Annotated in this window: 19 protein-coding genes; 9 read left to right on the forward strand and 10 right to left on the reverse strand. The window is 72.2% G+C overall.

Annotated elements, in window-relative coordinates:
* The first annotated feature begins 44 nt into the window (after positions 1–44).
* On the forward strand, positions 45–1,079 hold the full coding sequence (locus OP04_RS27675; RefSeq protein ID WP_033342770.1) for a sugar ABC transporter substrate-binding protein: 1,035 nt from the start codon (positions 45–47) through the stop codon (positions 1,077–1,079).
* Here OP04_RS27675 and OP04_RS27680 read toward each other — a convergent pair.
* Positions 1,076–2,383: an ABC transporter substrate-binding protein gene (locus OP04_RS27680; protein WP_051799164.1), complete on the reverse strand. Its 1,308-nt coding sequence runs from the start codon at positions 2,381–2,383 to the stop codon at positions 1,076–1,078. The two genes, OP04_RS27675 and OP04_RS27680, sit on opposite strands and share 4 nt — an antisense overlap.
* Positions 2,384–2,442: 59 nt before the next feature.
* Here OP04_RS27680 and OP04_RS27685 point away from each other — a divergent pair, with 59 nt between their 5' ends.
* On the forward strand, positions 2,443–3,204 hold the full coding sequence (locus OP04_RS27685) for a PilZ domain-containing protein (protein WP_033342771.1): 762 nt from the start codon (positions 2,443–2,445) through the stop codon (positions 3,202–3,204).
* 91 nt (positions 3,205–3,295) lie between these two features.
* On the opposite strand, the gene OP04_RS27690 is transcribed toward OP04_RS27685, so the two are convergent.
* On the reverse strand, positions 3,296–3,544 hold the full coding sequence (locus OP04_RS27690) for a winged helix-turn-helix domain-containing protein (protein WP_033342772.1): 249 nt from the start codon (positions 3,542–3,544) through the stop codon (positions 3,296–3,298).
* Between the two features lie 307 nt (positions 3,545–3,851).
* Between OP04_RS27690 and OP04_RS27695 the strand changes: the two genes are divergently transcribed.
* From OP04_RS27695 to OP04_RS27705, 3 genes are all read left to right on the forward strand, one after another.
* The gene (locus OP04_RS27695) at positions 3,852–4,961 is read left to right on the forward strand and encodes an ABC transporter substrate-binding protein (protein ID WP_033342773.1); all 1,110 of its coding nucleotides are present in this window, start codon (positions 3,852–3,854) and stop codon (positions 4,959–4,961) included.
* 4 nt (positions 4,962–4,965) lie between these two features.
* On the forward strand, positions 4,966–5,790 hold the full coding sequence (locus OP04_RS50175; protein ID WP_051799165.1) for a class I SAM-dependent methyltransferase: 825 nt from the start codon (positions 4,966–4,968) through the stop codon (positions 5,788–5,790).
* A 94-nt stretch (positions 5,791–5,884) separates the two neighbouring features.
* Complete coding sequence (locus tag OP04_RS27705; RefSeq protein ID WP_051799167.1) at positions 5,885–6,640, forward strand: ABC transporter permease; 756 nt, start codon at positions 5,885–5,887, stop codon at positions 6,638–6,640.
* Positions 6,641–6,879: 239 nt separating this feature from the next.
* Here the strand turns inward: OP04_RS27705 and OP04_RS27710 are convergent, their stop codons facing one another.
* The 6 genes from OP04_RS27710 to OP04_RS27735 form a co-directional block, all read right to left on the reverse strand.
* A complete protein-coding gene (locus OP04_RS27710) occupies positions 6,880–7,299 on the reverse strand; it encodes a MarR family winged helix-turn-helix transcriptional regulator (RefSeq protein WP_033342775.1) in 420 nt (139 codons plus the stop codon).
* Positions 7,300–7,392: 93 nt separating this feature from the next.
* On the reverse strand, positions 7,393–8,631 hold the full coding sequence (locus OP04_RS27715) for a PLP-dependent aminotransferase family protein (RefSeq protein WP_051799169.1): 1,239 nt from the start codon (positions 8,629–8,631) through the stop codon (positions 7,393–7,395).
* Positions 8,632–8,982: 351 nt separating this feature from the next.
* Positions 8,983–10,470, reverse strand: a complete 1,488-nt coding sequence (locus OP04_RS27720) for an acetyl-CoA acetyltransferase (RefSeq protein ID WP_051799171.1) — start codon at positions 10,468–10,470, stop codon at positions 8,983–8,985.
* Positions 10,467–11,582 (reverse strand): NAD(P)H-dependent flavin oxidoreductase, encoded by a 1,116-nt coding sequence (locus OP04_RS27725; RefSeq protein ID WP_033342776.1) that lies wholly within the window; start codon positions 11,580–11,582, stop codon positions 10,467–10,469. The genes OP04_RS27720 and OP04_RS27725 overlap by 4 nt, the downstream gene beginning before the upstream one ends.
* Positions 11,583–11,595: 13 nt before the next feature.
* Entirely contained in the window at positions 11,596–12,384 is a 789-nt protein-coding gene (locus tag OP04_RS27730; protein WP_033342777.1) for an isocitrate lyase/PEP mutase family protein, read from the reverse strand.
* Positions 12,385–12,401: 17 nt separating this feature from the next.
* Positions 12,402–13,229, reverse strand: coding sequence for an alpha/beta hydrolase (locus OP04_RS27735; protein ID WP_198153999.1), 828 nt, complete (start codon positions 13,227–13,229; stop codon positions 12,402–12,404).
* A gap of 94 nt (positions 13,230–13,323) precedes the next feature.
* Between OP04_RS27735 and OP04_RS27740 the strand changes: the two genes are divergently transcribed.
* The 4 genes from OP04_RS27740 (at position 13,324) to OP04_RS27755 (ending at position 16,778) form a co-directional block, all read left to right on the forward strand.
* Positions 13,324–14,157, forward strand: coding sequence for an ABC transporter ATP-binding protein (locus OP04_RS27740; RefSeq protein WP_157240425.1), 834 nt, complete (start codon positions 13,324–13,326; stop codon positions 14,155–14,157).
* On the forward strand, positions 14,154–14,978 hold the full coding sequence (locus OP04_RS27745; RefSeq protein ID WP_033342778.1) for an ABC transporter permease: 825 nt from the start codon (positions 14,154–14,156) through the stop codon (positions 14,976–14,978). Before OP04_RS27740 ends, OP04_RS27745 begins: the two co-directional genes overlap by 4 nt.
* Positions 14,975–16,090 (forward strand): sensor histidine kinase, encoded by a 1,116-nt coding sequence (locus OP04_RS27750; protein WP_033342825.1) that lies wholly within the window; start codon positions 14,975–14,977, stop codon positions 16,088–16,090. The genes OP04_RS27745 and OP04_RS27750 overlap by 4 nt, the downstream gene beginning before the upstream one ends.
* A gap of 70 nt (positions 16,091–16,160) precedes the next feature.
* Positions 16,161–16,778, forward strand: coding sequence for a response regulator (locus OP04_RS27755; RefSeq protein ID WP_033342826.1), 618 nt, complete (start codon positions 16,161–16,163; stop codon positions 16,776–16,778).
* A 15-nt stretch (positions 16,779–16,793) separates the two neighbouring features.
* On the opposite strand, the gene OP04_RS27760 is transcribed toward OP04_RS27755, so the two are convergent.
* Positions 16,794–18,677, reverse strand: coding sequence for an OmpA family protein (locus tag OP04_RS27760; RefSeq protein WP_157240428.1), 1,884 nt, complete (start codon positions 18,675–18,677; stop codon positions 16,794–16,796).
* A 57-nt stretch (positions 18,678–18,734) separates the two neighbouring features.
* Entirely contained in the window at positions 18,735–18,944 is a 210-nt protein-coding gene (locus tag OP04_RS56530) for an OmpA family protein (RefSeq protein ID WP_269746708.1), read from the reverse strand.
* Positions 18,945–19,026 lie beyond the last annotated feature (82 nt).

The raw sequence follows: 19,026 nt of genomic DNA on the forward strand, positions 1-19,026 counted from the left end.
CCGGTTTCCTTGAGTGAATCCGGAACCGTGCCGATGAGATACGTATGCGGCTTCTCGGCGTGCTGCTCACGGCACTGCTCACGGTGACGCTGTCCGGCTGCTCCGGGAGCGGGCGGCGGCCGGGCGCGGTGGTGTTCCTGGTCGGGAGCCGGCAGTTCAACTTCGTGCAGGAGATGACGCTCGGGTTCGCGCACGGCGTGGAGGACATCGGCGGCGTCGCGCACTCCGAGTCCGGCCCGGGGGTCGCGGACAGCACGGCCGAGCTGAAGGAGTACGCGGACCTGCGGCGCGACCGGCCGGCCGGCCTGTCGGTCTTCACGCTCAGCCCGGAGCTGTTCGCGGACACGCTGGGCGCCACCGCCGCGGCCGGCCTGCCGGTGGTCGCGGTGCACGCGCCGCCCGCGCCCGGGTCCGGCGTGTCGTTGTTCATCGGTAACGACAACTACCGGCTCGGCGAGATGCTGGGCGAGGCGGTCGCGCACCGGCTGCCGCACAGCAGCGGCGGCGTGGTGGTGATCGGGTCGACCTCGCCGGGCGTGTCGTCGCTGGAACAGCGCGTCGACGGCGTGCGGGACGCGATCAGCCGGCTGCTGCCGAGCGTGGTCGTGGCCGGCCCGTTCGACACCAAGCAGGAGCCGTCCGCGAACCTGCGCGCCTGGCAGACGCTGCGGAACGCGAACCCGGGCGCGGTCGCGTTCGTCGGCGTCGGCGGCCGGGACGTCAGCTCCCTCGGGTCGCTGCGCGCCTACAGCAGCGAGCCGTGGGTGGCCGGCGCGTTCGGGTTCGACGACCAGTCGCTGGAGCTGACCCGGAAGGGGCGGATGGTGCTGGTGTCCACGGAGAGCTACCTGCAGGGTGACGTGACCGGGCGGCTGCAGGCGCTGTCCGCGAAGACCGGGCGGCCCCTGCCGATCGGCTGGATCCAGACGCCCGGCCTGCTGATCGACAACGTGAACGCGGCAGCGGTGATCGGCCGGCAGCTGTCCGAGACGCGTCGCGCGGAGTGGTTCGACGACACCGCGGACGCGATCGTCCGCTCCCCGGAGCAGTACCTGCGGCCGATCGGCGAGGCCAGCTAGTTGACGCCGAGGCTGGCGGCCAGCTTGCGGCCCTCCGCGACCGCGTCGCGCCAGGCCTCGGTCTCGGTCTTGTCGCCGCGCTCGTACGCCTCCAGCTGACTTACGTAGAGCTTGTGCACGTCGCCGTCGGCCGGTGCCTCGTAGACGCGGTGCGCACGCTGGGCCGAGTCGCCGAACACCTCGACCGTGACCTGCCCGCCGAAGTACGGGTCGGGCTCGCGCAGCGCCGCCATCGTGTACGTGGCCGGCGCGGCCGGGAACAGCGCGGCGTCGGTGAACGCACGGGCCTGGTTCTCCGGCGAGAGCAGCCAGGCGACGATCTCGTACGCCAGCGCCGGGTCCCGGCCGTTCTGCGGCAGCGACAGGAACGATCCGCCGTAGTTCGCACCGGACGCCGGCCCGGCCGCCACCCGCCACTTCCCGGCCCCGTCCGGCGCGCCGGCCTTGATGTCGTAGCCCAGCCAGGCCGCGCCCAGCTCGGTGGCGAGCGAGCCGTCGTTCATGCCGGCCTTCCAGGCCACCTCGTCGTGGACCGGGATCTTCGCGCTCCCGCCGGTGCTGACCAGCCGCACCGCGGTCTCCCAGGCCGCGCGCACGTGTGTGGCGTCGCCGACGAAGTGGTTGCCCTCGTCGATGAAGCGCTGCGCGCCCTGGCAGATCACGATGGTGAACAGCTCCCCCGCGTTGCGCAGCAGCTTCGCGCCGGGCACCTCGCGGCCGATCTGGATGCCGGCCTCGAAGTAGTCGTTCCAGGTGCTGAGCTTCTTCGCCACCTCGCCGGGCTCGACCGGCAGGCCGGCCTTCTCGAACACGTCCGCGCGGTAGTACATGGCGGTCGGGCCGATGTCGATCGGGAACCCGATCAGCCGGTTGTCCGGCGCGCTGGCCTGCTGCCACTTCCACGGCAGGTACTCGCCGGCGATGTCGTCCGCGCCGAGCGTGTGCAGGTCCGCGAACAGGTCCGCGCGCGGCAGGAACGACGCGATCTCCTCGCCCTTGAGCCCGGCGATCGACGGCACGCCCTCGGGCGGGCCGTTCAGCACGTCGGACAGCTGGGCGCGGAAGTCGCCCTCGATCAGCGTGGGTTTGAGCGTGGTCCGGTCCTTGAATCGGTCCACGGCCTCCTTGAGCAGCGTGTCGCTGAGGCCGCCCGGCCAGTACCAGAGCACGGTCTCCGCGTCGGCCGCGGCCGCGCCCTCGCCACCGCCGCATCCGGCCACGGACGCGAGCGCGAGGCCTGCGGCGGCACGCAGCACCCGCCGACGGGACACCGGCACGGCAGGGATCTCTTCTGCGATCTTCACGCTACTTTCTTAGCCCATTTTAGGAGCATTTATCGGTATGTTTCAGACACGATAGTGTCATGGCGGATCTTCAGGGATGGGTGGACGTGCCCGTACGCGTGGAGCCCGGCGGCGAGGCGACCGTGATCTCGGCCGAGGACCGGGCGCTGCGACTGCGGCGCGGGAGCGGCGACTGGACCGGCCTGCAGCCGTTCGACACCGTCTCGCTGGTCCGCGTCACCCCACTGGGCCGCTGGTGGGCCGCGGTCCGCGGCGTCGACGGCGCGGAGCTGCAGCTGGGCATCCCGCGGCCGACCGGCGCGGACCGCCGCCGCTACGCCCGCCAGTCGGTCGCCTCGACGATCACGGTGTGGTGGCCCGGCGCGGACGAGCCCGCGGCCGGCCGTACCACCGACATGTCCGTCGGCGGCTTCTCCGCCCAGCTCGACCGCGAGGTGCCGGCCGGTGTCACGATCGCGGCCCGGATCTCGCTCGGCGACTCGCCGATGACCTGCATCGCGGCCACGATCGACGGCCGGGTGGGGCGGGCCCGGTTCGCGTTCACCCACCTGCGCCCGGCGGACCGCGACATGGTCGCGGCGATCACCTGGACCACCGGCGCGGACGGCGCGAGCGTGCCCAGCGGGCCGGCCTGGCTGTGGGCGACCGCCGGCTCGGCGCAGGTCACGTTCGACGCGACCGCGCTCGGCGGCGCGGTCAGCGGCGAGGGGCTGAAGGTGCAGCGCGGCGAACGGGTCGTGGTCGCCATCGACGACAAATTGCTTCTGGCGCGCGTGGTATCACTCGCGGGCGGGCGGCCGCGTCTCGCATGGGACGACTGATGTCACTCGAATGACGGATAGCACTCCGTAGTCGACCCATTTCAGCAACCAAGCAATTACATTAAGTAACGCAGGAAAAGCGGTTAAGCGGTCACATCGCCTGGGGCCGGGACGGCGTCGCGGCGCCGGAGGGCACATAGACGCCGCGCCCCTGGTGACCCTGAAGTTCACCGAGGGTGTTGAGCATGCGGAGCGCCATCTTGACCGGTTCAGCACTGCACTCGTACGCCACGGTCAGCTCGGCGATGGAGGGCAGCTTGTCACCGGGCTTGAGCTCGCCGGAGGCGACCTTCGTGCGGATGTCAGCCATGATCTGCTGGTAGATGGGGGTGGCGGGCATGGTGAGGGACTCCCTTGGTCAGCGCCTGCCATGACATCACGCTCAACCTCGGATAACAAGCATCCCAAGAATCCTCAACGGACCCGGTTGACTTGGAATGAGAAGCATTCTAGGTTTTCGTGCCGAGGGTCCGCTCCTGTTTGCTCTTGGTCAGCAACTTTGGGTGACGACGGCGGGCCCTCCCCCTCGCCTTGAGGGCGGTCCGCGACCGCCCCGCACCGCGTTGCCGTAGGAGACCCCCCTCGCCGCACCCGCGGCCGCTCCGCGACAACTTAGAATGCTAGGAATTCCAGGAAGGGATGTTGCAGTGGCTTCACTGCTGAACCGGCCCCTGAGCCGCCGCGCGCTGCTGGCAGGCAGCGCCGTGGCGGGCGTCGGTCTGACCGGCCTGGCCGCCGGATGCACCTCGTCGGAGGAGACCCCGTCCGCGCAGACGCCCCCGGGTGAGCTGCGCAAGACCACCTACATGACCGCGTTCGGCCTGCCGGGCCGGGAGGCGGCCGGGGCGGTGGCGAAGGGCAAGGGCTTCTTCAAGGAGGCCGGGCTGGACGTCGAGATCATCGCCGGCGCGGCCGGTGAGAAGAACTACGCCGCGATGGAGTCCGGGAAGGTCGACTTCGGCGCGGTGGACTGGTCCGGAGCGGTCCCGCGGTACGCCAAGGGCGGCAAGGCCGTGAAGATCGTGGCCGCCATCCACGCCCAGACGCTGATCTCGATGGTCACGCTGCCCAGCGCCGGCATCACCAGCGCACGCCAGCTGATGGGCAAGAAGATCGGCGTCGGCGCCGGCGCGGCCCCGAAGTCGGTCTTCCCCGCCTACGCGTCCGCGTTCAACATCGACCAGGCGCAGCTCAACACCGTGCAGTGGCAGGAGGTCGCGCCGGACCAGGTGGCCGGCCTGCTGATCGCCGGTCAGGTGGACGCGATCGGCCTGTTCGTGGCCGGCACGCCCGGCGTGCGCAAGGCCGCGATCGGCAAGGGCCTGATCACCAAGGACCAGGACCTGGTGGTGCTCCCCTACAGCGACGGCCTCAACGACCTGATGGGCAACGTGCTCACCGCGCGCACCCAGCTCATCCAGGAGCAGCCGCAACTCGTCCGCGACTTCACGAACGCGCTGATGAAGGGCCTGGACTACGCGGTCAAGAACCCGGAGGAGTCCGCGAAGATCCTGGCCGAGCAGGTGCCGGAGACCGACCCCGAGGTGGCGGCCGCGGAGCTGACCATCATGAAGTCCTACGTCTACCCGCAGGACCCGGCGCAGCCGATCGGCTTCATCGACGTGAACCGGGCCGCGAAGGGCGCCGCGATCCTGGAGGGCGTGCTGCAGCTGCCGCCGGTGGACGTGGCCGACATGATCGACTTCAGCTTCGTTCCCGGTGGCACGCCCGCCGCGAACCCGTCCGCGGCGAAGTGACCGGATGACCGACATCCGGCCGTACCCGCTCAGCAACCTGCACGCGACGTCGAGCTCGCACCACGACGCGCTCAGCGACCTGCTCGACGACGACACCATGTACCGGATCACCGGCCTGATCGACCGGGAGACCTTCCCGGCGACCGGGCTGCCGTCCGGCACCTGGGCCGGCGCCCGCATGCTCGAGGTCGGCGCCGGCGCCGGCAGCGTGGCGCAGAAGATGCGTTACCTGGTCGGCGACTCCGGGCGGGTCGTCGCGCTGGACCTGCACCCCGCGATCGCACCGGACGGCAACCTCGACGTGGTGCAGCTGGACCTGCTCTCCGACGCGCCACTGCCGGAGGGGCCGTTCCACCTGATCCACGCGCGGCTCACGCTCGGTCACCTGCCGCCGCGCAAGGCCATCACGGCGCGGCTGATCGAGCGTCTCGTACCCGGTGGATGGCTGTGCCTGGAGGATTTCCGGGCGCGGCGGGAGAACATCGCCGTGGCCGGGGACGGCGCCGAGATCATCGAGGAGTTCCAGCGGACCGTCGGCATGAAGGTCTTCGACGCCCACGGTACGGATCGGGGCTGGGCGCCGGGCATCCACGCCACGCTCACCGGTCTCGGCATGACCGATGTGGAGACGAAGACGTTCAGCTCGTACTGGGGTGGCGGCAATGCGGGCGCACGCTTCGTGACCGCGATCCACGCGCAGACCTACGACAAGGTGCTCGCCGCCGGCATGGACAAGGCCCGACTGGACCGGGTGCCGGAGATCATGGCGCAACCCGCAACGCTGATCCACGGCCATGAGGTCTTCTCGGTCGTCGCTCAGCGCGCCTGAGTCCGTCACCGTGCCGGGCGTGCCCGAGCACACCGGGACCGCCATCTTCCCGGTGTGCCCGCGCACGCCCGGCACATCCTAAGTGGAGGCTCTTGTGACTCACCGCGCGGCCTTGCTGCCCGTCGCCGGCATCGTGGGCGTCGTGCTGGCCTGGTGGTCGTTCACCACGCTCGGCGACGTGCCGGAGTTCTTCCTGCCGTCGCCGCCGCAGATCTTCGACGCGTTCCTGGCCAAGCCGGACTACCTGCTCGGCGAGGCCTGGATCACGCTGATCGAGACGCTGGCCGGTTTCGCGATCGCGGCCGCGGCCGGGCTGCTCATCGGCGTGGCGCTGGCCGCGTCACGTACCGCCGACCGGGTGACGCTGCCGGTCTTCGTCGCGCTGAACGCGGTGCCGAAGGTCGCGCTCGCGCCGCTGCTGCTCTTCTGGCTCGGCTTCGGCCTGCCCCCGAAGATCACGCTGGTCGCGATCATGTGCTTCTTCCCGATCCTGCTCGCGGTGAAGCAGGGCCTGACGTCCGCGCCGATCGAGTCGCTGGAACTCGCCGCGTCGCTGTGCGCGTCCCGCGGCCAGACGTTCCTGAAGATCCGCATCCACTACGCGCTGCCGCAGATCTTCCTGGGCCTCAAGACCGCGATCAACCTGGCCGTGATCGGCGCCGTCGTCGCGGAACTCTCCAACCCCGAGCGCGGCCTCGGCACCGTGATCAGCCGCAGCACCTCCAACTTCGACACGCCCGCCGCGTTCGCCGCGATCGTGCTCCTCGCCGTGATCTCCGTGGCCCTGTTCTACGGCGTCGCCCTCATCGAACGCCTGCTGCTCCCCTGGGCCAGGGACACGAGCGGCTGACGCGCGAGCCCATTCCGCACACGCCCCGAAGGCGACAACCTCAAACCCGATCTTCCCGCTCCCAGCGGGGTACCGCCCGCATGCTCCCGCGGGCCAACCTCCGGGAATCGGAAGACTCCGCTGGCGCTCCGCTTCCGACCCCCGATCGGAGCCGGTTCCGCGTCACACGGTCAAGAGCGCCGCGAGCCGCGCCGCCACCACGTCCCGGCCGCGCGCACCGGCCCGCGATCCAGGCCGCTCTAGGTGGACGGTGGAAGGCCGGCCGCGTCCACGACCAGCGCGGCCACGCGTGCGAGGGCGCGCTGGTCGTCGGCGCTGAGGCCGACCGCGATGTCGGGCAGGCGCGTGGCGGTCTCGGCGAACACCGCCTCGGCGAGCACCTTCCCCGCGGGCGTGACGCCGAGCATGACGACCCGCCGGTCCTGCTCCGAGCTCACCCGGTTGACCAGGTCGCGCCGTTCGGTGCGGTCGACGAGCTGGCTCAGCGCATTCTTGGTCATGCCGAGCGACGTGGCGAGGTACGTCATCCGCTTCGGCTCGTTCCTGATCGCGCACAGCAGCGTGGCCTGCGTGGGGGTCAGGTCGAGCTCGGCGCAGATCTGCGCATATCTGCGCTGGATCAGGACCGAGAGCCAGAAGAGCGTGTCGCCGTGGTCCATGGCCGCCTGCCCTCGTCCGGTGCCGGGCGCCCAGTCTATCGCCGCCGGCCGAGGCGCTGTCCGCGGCGACGGGGCCGGCACACCGGCGGACCCTCAGCCGGGCAGCATGTAAGGGCTGCGGAGGTGCTGGCGGAGGGCACGCACGTCGAAGGCGACACGGTCACGGGCGTCGGGGTCGCGGATGGCCAGCACCATCAGGCCGGCGAGGCGGGCGACGTGCTGCTCGCCGAGGCCGGCGTGAACGGCCTCGGCGACGCCGAGACTGAGCGCGGGGACACCGCCGAAGCCGGGCAGGTCGTAGCGGATCTCGACGTCGATGCCGCCCGCCGCCAGGCGCTCACCGGCGATCGCGGCGTCCACGCCGACCGGCCGGGTGTCCACCCAGAGCTGATGACCGCCGGTGTAGCCGCGCTCGGCCGCCTGCGGGGTCAGCCCCTCGGCCGCGAGCGCGGCGCCGAGCGCGCGGGCCGTGTGCACGATCGCCCGCGCGTACCGCACGCCGGCCCGGGACTCGAACTCGGCCAGCGCGAACCCGAGCGCGCAGACCGAGGCCAGGTGGTGGGAGGCGACCAGGTCGCGTTCGGCCGCGAAGACCGCTTCCGCGACCGGCGCGGTCCGCATCGCGAGCAGCCCGTGCTGCGGGCCGGGGAACGCGGCGTGGGTGGCGCCGCCGATGCTGTCCGCGCCGAGGCCGAGCGGGCTGGGCAGCACGCCGCCGAAGATGAGCGGCATGGTGGCGGAGATGTCCACGTGCGTGCGGGCGCCCGCGGCCTCGGGCAGCAGCGCGGCCAGCGGCAGCGGGAACAGCCCGCCGTCCTCGAAGATCACCAGCGCCGGTCGGTGCGCCGTGACCGCGGCCGTGAGCGCGCCGGGATCCGGCCGGTACCAGTCCCGGTGCGTGAGGTGCACGGCCGTGAACCGCATCCGGCGCACCAGCCGCGACGTGCGGCAGGTGCCCTCGTGCGCCGCGTGCACCACGAGCACGGCCGTGCCCGGCGGCGCGCCGAGCGAGGCGAGCACGAGCGCGGTCGACTGCATGCCGGACAGCGGCCGGGCGGACACGTAGGACGCGCCGGTCACGTGGTGCAGCAGCGGCAGCGTCAGCTCGGTCTCGATCCGGGCGGCGTGCCGGCGGGACGGCAGCGTCCAGCCGTCCGGGTCACCGTCGATGTTGTAGAACGCGCGGGCCCCGGCGTCCGTGGCGTAGGCGCCCCGGGCCAGGCGGGAGCCCGCGTTCTCCGTCGGGACGAGGGAGATGACCCGGGCCGCGCGGCGCTGGTGGCTGGAGAGGGCGTCGAGTCCGGCGGTCAGCAGATCCTCAACGTCGACCACGGCTTGCACGGTCCTCCTCGGGGCACGGGTGCTGCGGGCCGCGGCAGCCTAGGGCGTGCAGAGAGGGACTCTACGTGAGTAATCGGATCGCCGCAGTCCGTGCTCATATCGTGCCGCACCGATCGGTGATATTGAAGGTATGCCACCTGCGAGTGCGGGATCGCAGTGGCATTCATCAACGCCTCGACTCTGCGTAAATTACCGTTTTCCCTGCTCAGCGGGTTTCACTTTGAATGGGAATTCCATCATGCGGGCGTCCCGCGAAACGTGAGTGAATCCAGTGTGGAGCATCGTTTCGCGCAGAACAGGCGTAGGTCTCCGTATATGTCTCGATGGACGGGGCGAACCGCGCTACGCGGATGGCCCCGGCGGCAATTCCCGGGAAAATGTCACCCGCCCGTCCGCGGTGCCGACGTGCCCGCGCGCGCCGAGCAGATCGCCCCCGTCGGGCGGGCCCGCGGCCACGAACCGCCGCCCGTCGCCGAGCCGCCCGATGATCACCGCGTCCTGCCCGGGTTTGCGGGTGTAGGTCTCCACGACGGCGGGCCCGGACGGGTCGTCGCACAGCGGCACCGGCGGCACCCGGCCGAGCCCGGCCTGGATCGCGGCGTCGGTGGAGTCCCGCCACGGCGCCGGCGCGGTCGAGTAGACGCCGGCGGAGTATTTGCTGAGGAACCCGCCGTTCGCCCCGACCAGCCCGAACGTGCCGGGCGCGCGCCGGACCCGCCGGACGACCTCCGCGATCGCGTGCAGCGCGTAGTTGTTGCCCGGCCCGCCGAAGAACGGCAGCCCGCCGGTGACGGTGAGCCCGCGCGGGTCGTCGACCGGCAGCCCGAGACCGTCGCAGACCGCGAACACCGCGATCGGGAAGCAGCTGTAGAGGTCGATCACGTCCAGGTCGGCGAGCCCGATCCCGGCCAGGCCGAGCGCGTGCCGGATCGCGGCGACCGCGGCCGGGTAGGCGGACAGGTCCGGGCGGTCGAGCACGTCGCGCTCGCGCAGGTCCGCGTGCCCGTGCAGGAACACCCACCGGTCCTGCGGCACGCCGAGCCGCCGGGCCTCGCCCACGGAGGCCAGCAGCACGGCCGCGCCCTGGTTGACCTTGTCGCGGGAGACCAGATAGCGGGGGTACGGCTCCGCGACCACCCGGTTCGACGGCGTGGGCGCGGTCAGCTCGGCCGCGGTGCGCACGGTCGGCGCGGCCGCGTGCGGGTGGGCCGCGGCCACGGTGGTGAACGGCGCGAAGAGCGCACCCATCGCGGCCGCGTAGTCCGCCCCGGACAGCCCGAGGCGGGCGCGGCGGGCGTGCTCGAACAACGCGTACTGCCCCGGCGGGTCGAGCAGCCCGTGCGCGGCCAGCTGCTTCGGCGCGAGCCCGTCCAGCCCGTAACCCCGGTCCTCCAGCTGTCCGTCGACGGTCTCGGTGAAGTCGGGCCGGTCGTCCGCGTGGGCGTAGGCGGCGGCCGTGGAGATCGCCTCGGCGCCGACGATCAGCGCGGTCTCGGCCCGCCCGGCCGCGATCTCCCCGGCCAGCTCCGCGACCAGCTTCTGCGGCGCCTGCCCGCCGGTGACCTCCAGGATCGCCCGCTGCGGATCGGCTCCCAGCCGGGCCGCGACCGCGCGGGGGAAGTTGTCCGCACGGCCGAGCGGCGCATGGGACCACGGCGTGGAGATCTCGAACTGCCGTACCCCCGCCATAATGTTGATCTTGATAGCGCCGGCCTCCCTGGCCGCGGCGGCCGCGAGATCCACCGCCGAGCGACGCCGGTAACCGGGCTCGCCCAGCCGCTCGGACGCCTCTCCCACCCCGATGATCACGGGCGTGCGGTCGTCGATCACAGCGCCTTCCCCAGCGCGGCGATCCGGGCCTCGCACTCCTCCGCCATGGTCCGGGTGATCTCCGCGGCGCCGCGGAGCTCCGTGAACGAGCCCACCACCTGGCCGATGAAGAACGACTCCAGCCGCAGCGCGCCCTCGTGGCCGGCCTCGGCCGCGTCGTCGATGCGCTGCCACGCCTCGCCGGTCAGCAGCGGCTGCAACGGCAACGGCAGCGGCGCGGGGCTGCCCGGCCGCTCCCACTCGTCGTGCCAGGCGCTGCGCAGCTGGCGGGCGGGCTTGCCGGTGCGGGTGGGTGAACGCAGCGTGTCCGCGCTGGTGGCGGCCAGGAACTTGGACTTGATCGCGGCGATCGCGACGTCCTCGTGGCTGGCCAGCCAGACCGAGCCGCACCAGACGCCGGCCGCACCGAGGGCGAGTGCGGCCGCCATCTGCCGTCCGTCCGCGATGCCGCCGGCCGCGAGGACCGGGAGGTCACCGGCCAGGTCGACGATCTCCGGCGTGAGGACCATGGTGGCGATCGTGCCGGTGTGGCCGCCCGCCTCGGTGCCCTGTGCGACGAGCAGGTCGACGCCGGCGGCGAGCTGACGGACCGCGTGCTTGGGCGCGCCGACCAGCGCCGCGACGACCACGCCGGCGGCCTTGCCGCGGGCCACCAGGTCGGGTGGCGGGGTGCCGAGCGCGTTCGCGATCAGCGCGATGCGGTGCGCGAACGCCACGTCGAGCAGCGCGGCCACGCCGGTCGGGCTGACACCGGCCGCGAACTCGTCCGCGATGTCGCGGGTGGCGGTCGCCGGGATGTCGTAACGGTCCAGCAGCTCCGCCACGAACGCGAGATGCTCGGCCGGGATCTGCGCGCGCAGGCTGGCGATCAGATCGTCCGGGTCGCCGGGCGCGAACCTCTCCGGGACGAGCAGATCCACACCGTACGGCCGGCCGCCGACCTGTTCCTCGATCCAGGTGAGCTGCGCGTCCAGCTCCTCCGGCGCGTAGGCGGACGCGGCCAGCACGCCGAACCCGCCCGCGTTCGTCACGGCCGCGACCACGGCCGGCGACCGGTTGAAGCCCACGATCGGATGCTGGACGCCGAGCAGGTCGGTGAAGGCGGTGCGCATCAGCGGTGTCCTCTCAGTCGCGGCCGAAGGCGGAGTCGATCTCCGCCCCGGTCAGGGAGCGTTCCCGGAACGTGGTGGTGCCGGGCCCGAGCAGCTCGAGTGCGGCGTCCCGGGCCGCGCCATATGCCGCCCAGGCCAGCGCGCCGCCGGTGGAGACGCGGCGGACGCCGAGCGCGGCCAGCTCCGGCACGGCGGGCGCGCCGCCGACCGCGAGCACGTTGACCGGCGCGCCGTCCACGGCCGCGACCACCCGGGCGATGTCGGCCGGATCACGCAGGCCGGGCGCGTAGAGCACGTCCGCCCCGGCCGCGCGGTAGGCGCGCAGCCGGGTGATGGTGTCGTCCAGATCGGCGTGGCCGTAGAGGTGGTTCTCCGCGCGGGCGGTGAGCACGATGCCGTGCCGGGCGCAGGCCCCGGCCGCGGTGGCGACCCGGGCCGCCGCGGTCTCCAACGGCTCGACGGCACCGGCGGCCGGGTCGTAGTCCTCGATGGAGATGCCGGACGCGCCCGCACCGGCCAGCGCGTCGACCGTGGCCGTGATGTCGTCGAAGCAGCGCTCCGCGTCCACGTTGAGCGGCACACCGACCGCGCCGGTGAGCGCGGCGACGTGCGCGACCAGCTCGTCCGCCGTGACCTGCTGATCCTGTTTGCCGAGCGTGGCGGCCAGCCCGGAGGACGTCGTGGCCAGCGCGGCGAAGCCGAGGCTCTCCAGCAGGCGGGCCGAGCCGGTGTCCCACGGATTCGGCAGCAGGAACGTGCCGGACTCGTGCAGCGCGCGGAAGCGGTCGCGAAGATCGGTCATGCGCACACCCTTACAGATCAGGCACGCACCGCGGTAAGGGCTTCGGCGAGGAAATTCAGCGAATCCTCGAACGCGGGCACGTCGCCCGGGTGGTTGAGGTGGCCGTGCAGCACGCCGCGGACCAGCAGCATGCCGACCGGCACGCCCAGCTCGTCCAGCTGCCGGGCCAGCAGCTCGCCGGACGGGCGCAGGTCGTCGTACTCGCCGAGCAGGATCGTGGCCGGTGGCAGCCCGTCCAGCGGCCCGTTGCCGGGCACGACGCCGTCCGGCAGGCCGGAGATCCGTCCGGTATAGGAGCGGTACATCTTCTCGACCGACGCCGGCGGGTGCCGGAAGCCCGGTGGCAGGCTCATCATCTCCACCCGGGTGACGTCGTCCAGCTCCGGGACCGGGAAGTGCACCACCGGGTACGCCAGCAGCAGCCCTCGCGCGTCGCCGGCACGCACGGCAGCGGCCAGCGCCAGGTTCGCACCCGCGGACGCGCCGCCGATCGCGGCCGGCAGGTCCTGGTGCTCGCGCCGCAGCCAGGCCCAGGCCGTGCCGAGGTCGTCCAGCCCGGCCGGGTAGTGGCCGAGCCGGTAGTCGACGCTGACCACGAGCGTGCCCGCGCGCCGGGCCAGCTCGCCCGCGACCGTGTGCGCCTCCGGCATGTCCAGGTCGCCGCGGGTGAATCCGCCGCCGTGCGCCCAGAGCAGCGCGCGCGTGAAGCCGTCGCGCGGGGTGTAGACGCGGAGGCGTACCCCCTCGGCCGTGGTTTCGGTTGTCGACACCGCCGGATGCACCCAGGGCGGCAGCGGCGCGGCGGGCCCGGAGAGGTGGCGGGTGTAGTACGCATCGAGCGGCATGACACCCATCTAACCCGTGTCCGTCGATCGGTGGACAGACGATTCCGTCCGTCGGTCGTCCCGGCAGGCCCGCGACGGCCGAAGAATTCAGGGCATGGCAGTCATCGAGGTGCAGGGGCTACTGAAGCGGTACGGGCGGCACACCGCCGTCGACGGCATAGCGCTGGCCATCGCGCCCGGCGAGGTGTTCGGCCTGCTCGGCCCGAACGGCGCGGGCAAGACGACCACGGTGGAGATCCTGGAGGGCTACCGGCGGCGCGACGGCGGCGACGTGCGCGTGCTCGGCGAGGATCCGGACTCGGCGGGGCGGCGGTGGCGGTCCCGGCTGGGGATCGTGCCGCAGGGCGCGCAGGACGGCGCGGAGCTGACCGTGCGGGAGATGGTCCGGCACGTGGCGAGCTTCTACCCGGCGCCGCGGGACCCGGAGGAGGTGATCGCGCGGTGCGGCCTGGAGGAGAAGGCGGGCGCGCGGCTGCGCACGCTCTCCGGCGGGCAGCGGCGGCGGGTGGACGTGGCCTGCGGCATCGTGGGCGGGCCTGAGTTGCTGTTCCTGGACGAGCCGACGACCGGGTTCGACCCGGAGGCGCGGCGGGCGTTCTGGGCGCTGATCCGGGACCTGGCCGAGGACGGCACCACGATCGTGCTGACCAGCCACTACCTGGACGAGGTGGAGGCGCTGGCCACACGGCTGGCGGTGCTGTCCGGCGGGCGGATCGTGGCGGAGGGGACGCCGGGCACGATCGGCGGCCGCACCGCTGAGTCGATCATCAGCTGGCACGACGGGAACGGCGCGCAGCGGGTGGTGACGGACGAGCCGTTGCCGCTGCTGGCCGCGCTGACCGGCCGTGCGACGCCGGTGACCGACCTGCGGGTCCAGCCCCGCAGCCTGGAGGACGTCTACCTGGAACTGATCGGAGAGGCCAAATGACCGCGGTTGCCGAGAAAGCATTGCCGTCCACCCTGCGCATCGGCCTGTCCCGCGGCGGGGCCGAGGTACGCCAGTTCTTCCGCGAGCGCGACGCCGTGGTGTTCACGTTCGCGCTGCCCACGGTGATCCTGATCCTGCTCGGGTTCATCTTCGACGAGCCGCTGGACGGTGCGACGGACGTCCGGGTCAGCCAGGTGTTCGCGGCCGGGATGATCGCGTTCGGCATCCTGTCGACCGCGTTCATCAGCGTCGGCGTGGGCATCGCCGGGGACCGCGAGGACGGCACGCTGAAGCGGTTGCGCGGCACGCCGACCACGGCCTCCGCATATCTGATCGGGAAGATCGTGCTGGTCGCCGTGACCACGGTCGCGGAGGTCGCGCTGATGCTCACGGCCGGGGTGCTGCTGTTCGGCCTGGAGTTGCCGAGCGACACGGGGCGCTGGGTGACGTTCGGCTGGCTGCTGGCGCTGTCCGTGATCGTGTGCACGCTGCTCGGGATCGCGGCGAGCACGCTGGCCAGGTCCGCGCGCAGCGCCCCGGCCGTGATGAACCTGCCGGTCCTGGCGTTGCAGTTCACGTCCGGGATCTTCGTGCACGTGTCCGCGCTGCCGGATGCGATGCTGGCGGTGTCGTCGTGGTTCCCGGTGAAGTGGATGGGTCAGGGCTTCCGGTCGGTGTTCCTGCCGGACGCGGTGGCCTCGCAGGAGGTGGCGGGCTCGTGGGAGCACGGCAGGATCGCGCTGGTCCTGATCGCCTGGTGCCTGGTGGGCCTGGCGCTGTGCCTGGCGACGTTCCGGTGGACGGACCGGCGCACGCGGTGAGATGGCTCTGGCCGTGGGACGCGTTCCTCGTCACCGCGCTGCTGCTGGTGATCCTGATGGTCGCCCGGCACGAGGAGGCGTCCCCGGCCGCCCGCGCGGTGGCGGTGACCGCGCTCGCGCTGACCGTGGCCGCCTGGCTGTTCTGGGGCCGCCGGATCGCGCGGCGCGAGGGCGAGTACCCGGTCGGCGGGAACGCGTGGTTCGGGCTGGTCCTGGTCGGGCTGCTGGTGGTCGCGGTGACGGCGGACGAGATGAGCACGTTCGCGCTGTTCGGCCTGTGCCCGATGCCGTTCCTGTGCCTGCCGCACCGGCCCGCGCTGCTCACCGCCGCCGGGCTGAACCTCACGCCGCTGCCGGTCGACCTGATCACCCAGGCGGGCTGGGAGGAGCTGCGGCTCGACGCCGGCATCGCGGTGATCGGCCTGGCGTTCTCCGTGCTGATCGGCGGCACCACGAACCGGATCTCCCGGCAGAGCTGGGAACGCGCGCGGCTGATAGACCAGCTGGAGGCGTCCCGGGCGCAGGTCGCGGCGCTGTCGCACGACGCGGGCGTGGCGGCGGAACGGTCCCGGCTGGCCGCGGAGATCCACGACACGCTGGCGCAGGGCTTCACCAGCATCGTCACGCTCGCCCAGGCCATCGAGTCCGAACTGGACACGGACCGGGCCGCGGCCGACCGGCATCTGGCGCTGGTGCTGAGCACGGCGCGGGAGAACCTGGCCGAGGCGCGCGCGATGGTGACCGTGCTGGCCCCGGCCGACCTGAGCGGGCGCACGCTCGCGCAGGTGCTGTCCCGGCTGGCCGCCGCGCACGACGCCACCGTCTTCATCGACGCGGGCGAGTTCCCGACCGCGGTCGAGGTGGTGATCGTCCGCACGGTGCAGGAGGCGCTGACCAACATCCGCAAGCACGCGCACGCGTCCACGGTCACCATCGATCTGGTCGGCACCCACCTGACGATCAGCGACGACGGCGTGGGTTTCACAGATCAAGAGCACAGTGGGTACGGGTTGCGCGGCATGCGTTCCCGGGCCGCGCAGATCGGCGCCCGCCTCACGGTCACGTCCGCGCCAGGGGCCGGAACAACGATCGAACTGGACGTACCCGCTTGAACGAGCTTGCGAGCGAATCATCAGCTCAGCGCCGACCACGGCGAAACCGCAGCGTCGAGGAGTGTCCGGCATGATCAAGATTTTGCTGGTCGACGACCATCCGGTGGTCCGGGACGGGCTGCGCGGCATGCTGGGCGCGGAGCCGGACCTGGACGTGGTCGGCGAGGCCGGTTCCGGCGCGGAGGCGGTGACCGCCGCGCGGGCGCTGCGACCGGACGTGGTGCTGATGGACCTGCGCATGCCCGGCGTCGACGGGGCGACCGCGACCGGCCTGATCCTGGCCGAGTTGCCTTTGGTCAAGGTCGTGGTGCTGACCACCTACGACACGGATGCGGACATCCTGCGCGCGGTCGAGGCCGGCGCGTCCGGTTATCTGCTCAAGGACGCCAGCCGGGCGGATCTGACGGACGCGATCCGGGCGGCCGGGCGCGGTGAGACCGTGCTGGCGCCGTCCGTGGCCGGGCGGCTGGTCCGGCAGGTGCGGCAACCGGCGGCGCCGCAGCTGTCCGGGCGCGAGGTGGAGGTGCTGCGGCACGTGGCGCAGGGGCACACGAACGCGGAGATCGGCCGCCGCCTGCACATCAGCGAGGCGACCGTGAAGACGCACCTGCTGCGCGCGTTCGCGAAGCTGGACGTGTCGGACCGGACGGCCGCGGTCACCACCGCGATGTCACGCGGGTTGTTGTGACCGCGGCCGGTCCGGTCAGTAGCGGACGACGATCACGACCCGGCGGTTGAACTTCTGGCCCTTGCCCAGCCCGTCGACGCCGCCGGCGCCGATCGTGGTGATCGGGGCCTTGACGCCGAGCGTGCGCAGGTGGGCCCGGACCGCGTTGGCACGTTTGAGCGCGAGCTTCCTGTTGGCCTTGGCCGCGGCCTTGCCCTTGCTGTCCGTCTCCGTGTAGCCGGTGATCGTGATGTCCTTGGCCCCGGACAGCGCTCCCTTCAGGTCGTTGAGCGTGCGCAGCGCCTTGGGCCGCAGGGTGGCGGACAGGTGCGGGAACGTGAACGACTGCAGCACCACCGTGTTGTTCACCGGCGGCGCGATGTTCGAGATGCTCTTCGCCTTGCACGTGTCCGACAGGACGACGTAGCTGGAGTCCTCGACCGTGGCGCCGCCGGGTGCGACACCGGTCAGGACGAGCCGGTGCGAGCCGCCCTTCACACACGCCCTGGCCGGCACGGTGATGACCGCGTTGAACGCGCCGGCCGCGTTCGTGGTGCCGCGGGCCAGCTCGACCGGTGTGGAGTTGATGGTCAGCACGTAGGGCGATCCCGGTTGCAGGCCGCCGCCGCTGACCGTGGCCTTCGCGCCGTTGAGCGGTGCGTCCAGGGTCAGCGCAAGGTTGAGGTTGATCCGCGGCGGGTTCGGCGGCACGGGCACCGGCGTGGTGACGATCGGCGTCGGCACTGCGGTCGTCGGTGGTGCGATCGTCGGCGGTGCCGCGGTGGTGGCCGGTGCGGTCGACGGAGTCGTGGTGACCACCGGCGTGTCCGGGCCGGTGAACGGCGGGTCCGTCGTCGAGGAGGCCGACGGTGACGGCGGCCAGGTCCGGTCCAGCTTCGCGACCAGGTGGCTGCCGGCCAGCGCGACGTAGATCGCATCGCCCGGCCCGGCCTCCAGACCGGTCGCCGTCCCCAGGTAGGTGTCCAGCGCCGCCCCCTGCTGCACCGTGCCCGGGATGGTCCCTGCCCCGCCCACGATCTCGTGCGCGACACCGCCGATCCAGTCGACCTGCCGGATGTGGCCGTCGGCGCTGCCCGCGTAGAACCGCTCGTACGAGTCGATCATGATCGCGGTCGGGTCCGGGAAGGAGAACGCGTTGGTGAGCAGACCGCTCGGGATGATCTCCCAGATGAGGTCGCTGGTGGCGTCACCCACGTAGACGTAGCCGGTCCCGTTGACCGCGATGCTCGACGGGTTGTCGATCGAGGAGTCGGTCGCGTACTGGAACACCGTGGGCGGACCGCCACCGGGCAGCCCGTTGCCACCGAGGACCGTCATCTCGTTGAAGTCCAGGTCCACCTGCACGACCAGGTGCGCGGACGTGTCTCCGAAGTAGAGGAACGCGCCCTGCCCGACCATCTGCGCCGGCGTGCCGATCTGCCGGCTGGTCGCGGGCCCGTTCGACGGCGTGCCCTGCACACCGGTGCCGGCCACCGGCGTCAGCGTCCCGTTCGCGGCGACCCGGTAGATGTAGCCGTCGTCCGCCACGCCCGCGAAGAGCGAGCCGCTGGTCCAGGCGAGGCTGACCGGCTGGTCCAGCCCGGCCGGCGTGCAGTCGCCGACCGCGCCGGCGTAGATCGACAGCGCGCCCTGCGGGGTGATCTTCTCGATGACGCAGTTGCCGGTGTCGGCCACGTACAGATTGCCGTCCGGGTCGAACGCCATGTCGCGCGGCGAGGCGAGGTGCGTGGCGGTCGCCTGCGGTCCCGGCACCGGCGGGCCGCTCACCTGGTTGCCGGCCACGTACGACAGGTAGAACCCGGTGTTCGGCGCCGCGGCCGACGGCAGCACCGTGCCGGCCGCCGCCAGCAGCCCGGCTGCGACGGCCAGGACCACCCAGCCCTTGCGAGAAAGCCTCATCAGTCCCCCCGGGACAGGGCGGCAGCGTCGCCGCTGCCGCCCCCTGAATCACACCTACTAGTAGCGGACGACGATCACGACGCGCCGGTTGAACTTCTGGCCCTTGCCCAGCCCGTTGACGCCACCGGCGCCGACCGTGGAGATCGGGGCCTTCACACCGAGCTTGCGCAACTGGTCACGGACCGCGTTCGCGCGCTTCAGCGCCAGGCGCTTGTTGGCCTTGGTCGCGGCCTTGCCCTTGCTGTCCGTCTCCGTGTAGCCGGTGATCGTTCAGCACGTAGGGCGATTCCGGCTGCAGGCCGCCGCCGCTGACCGTCGCCTTCGCACCGGTCAGCGGTGCGTCGAGCGT

The organism is Catenuloplanes japonicus, assembly GCF_000717135.1.
Classification (GTDB): Bacteria; Actinomycetota; Actinomycetes; order Mycobacteriales; family Micromonosporaceae; genus Catenuloplanes; species Catenuloplanes japonicus.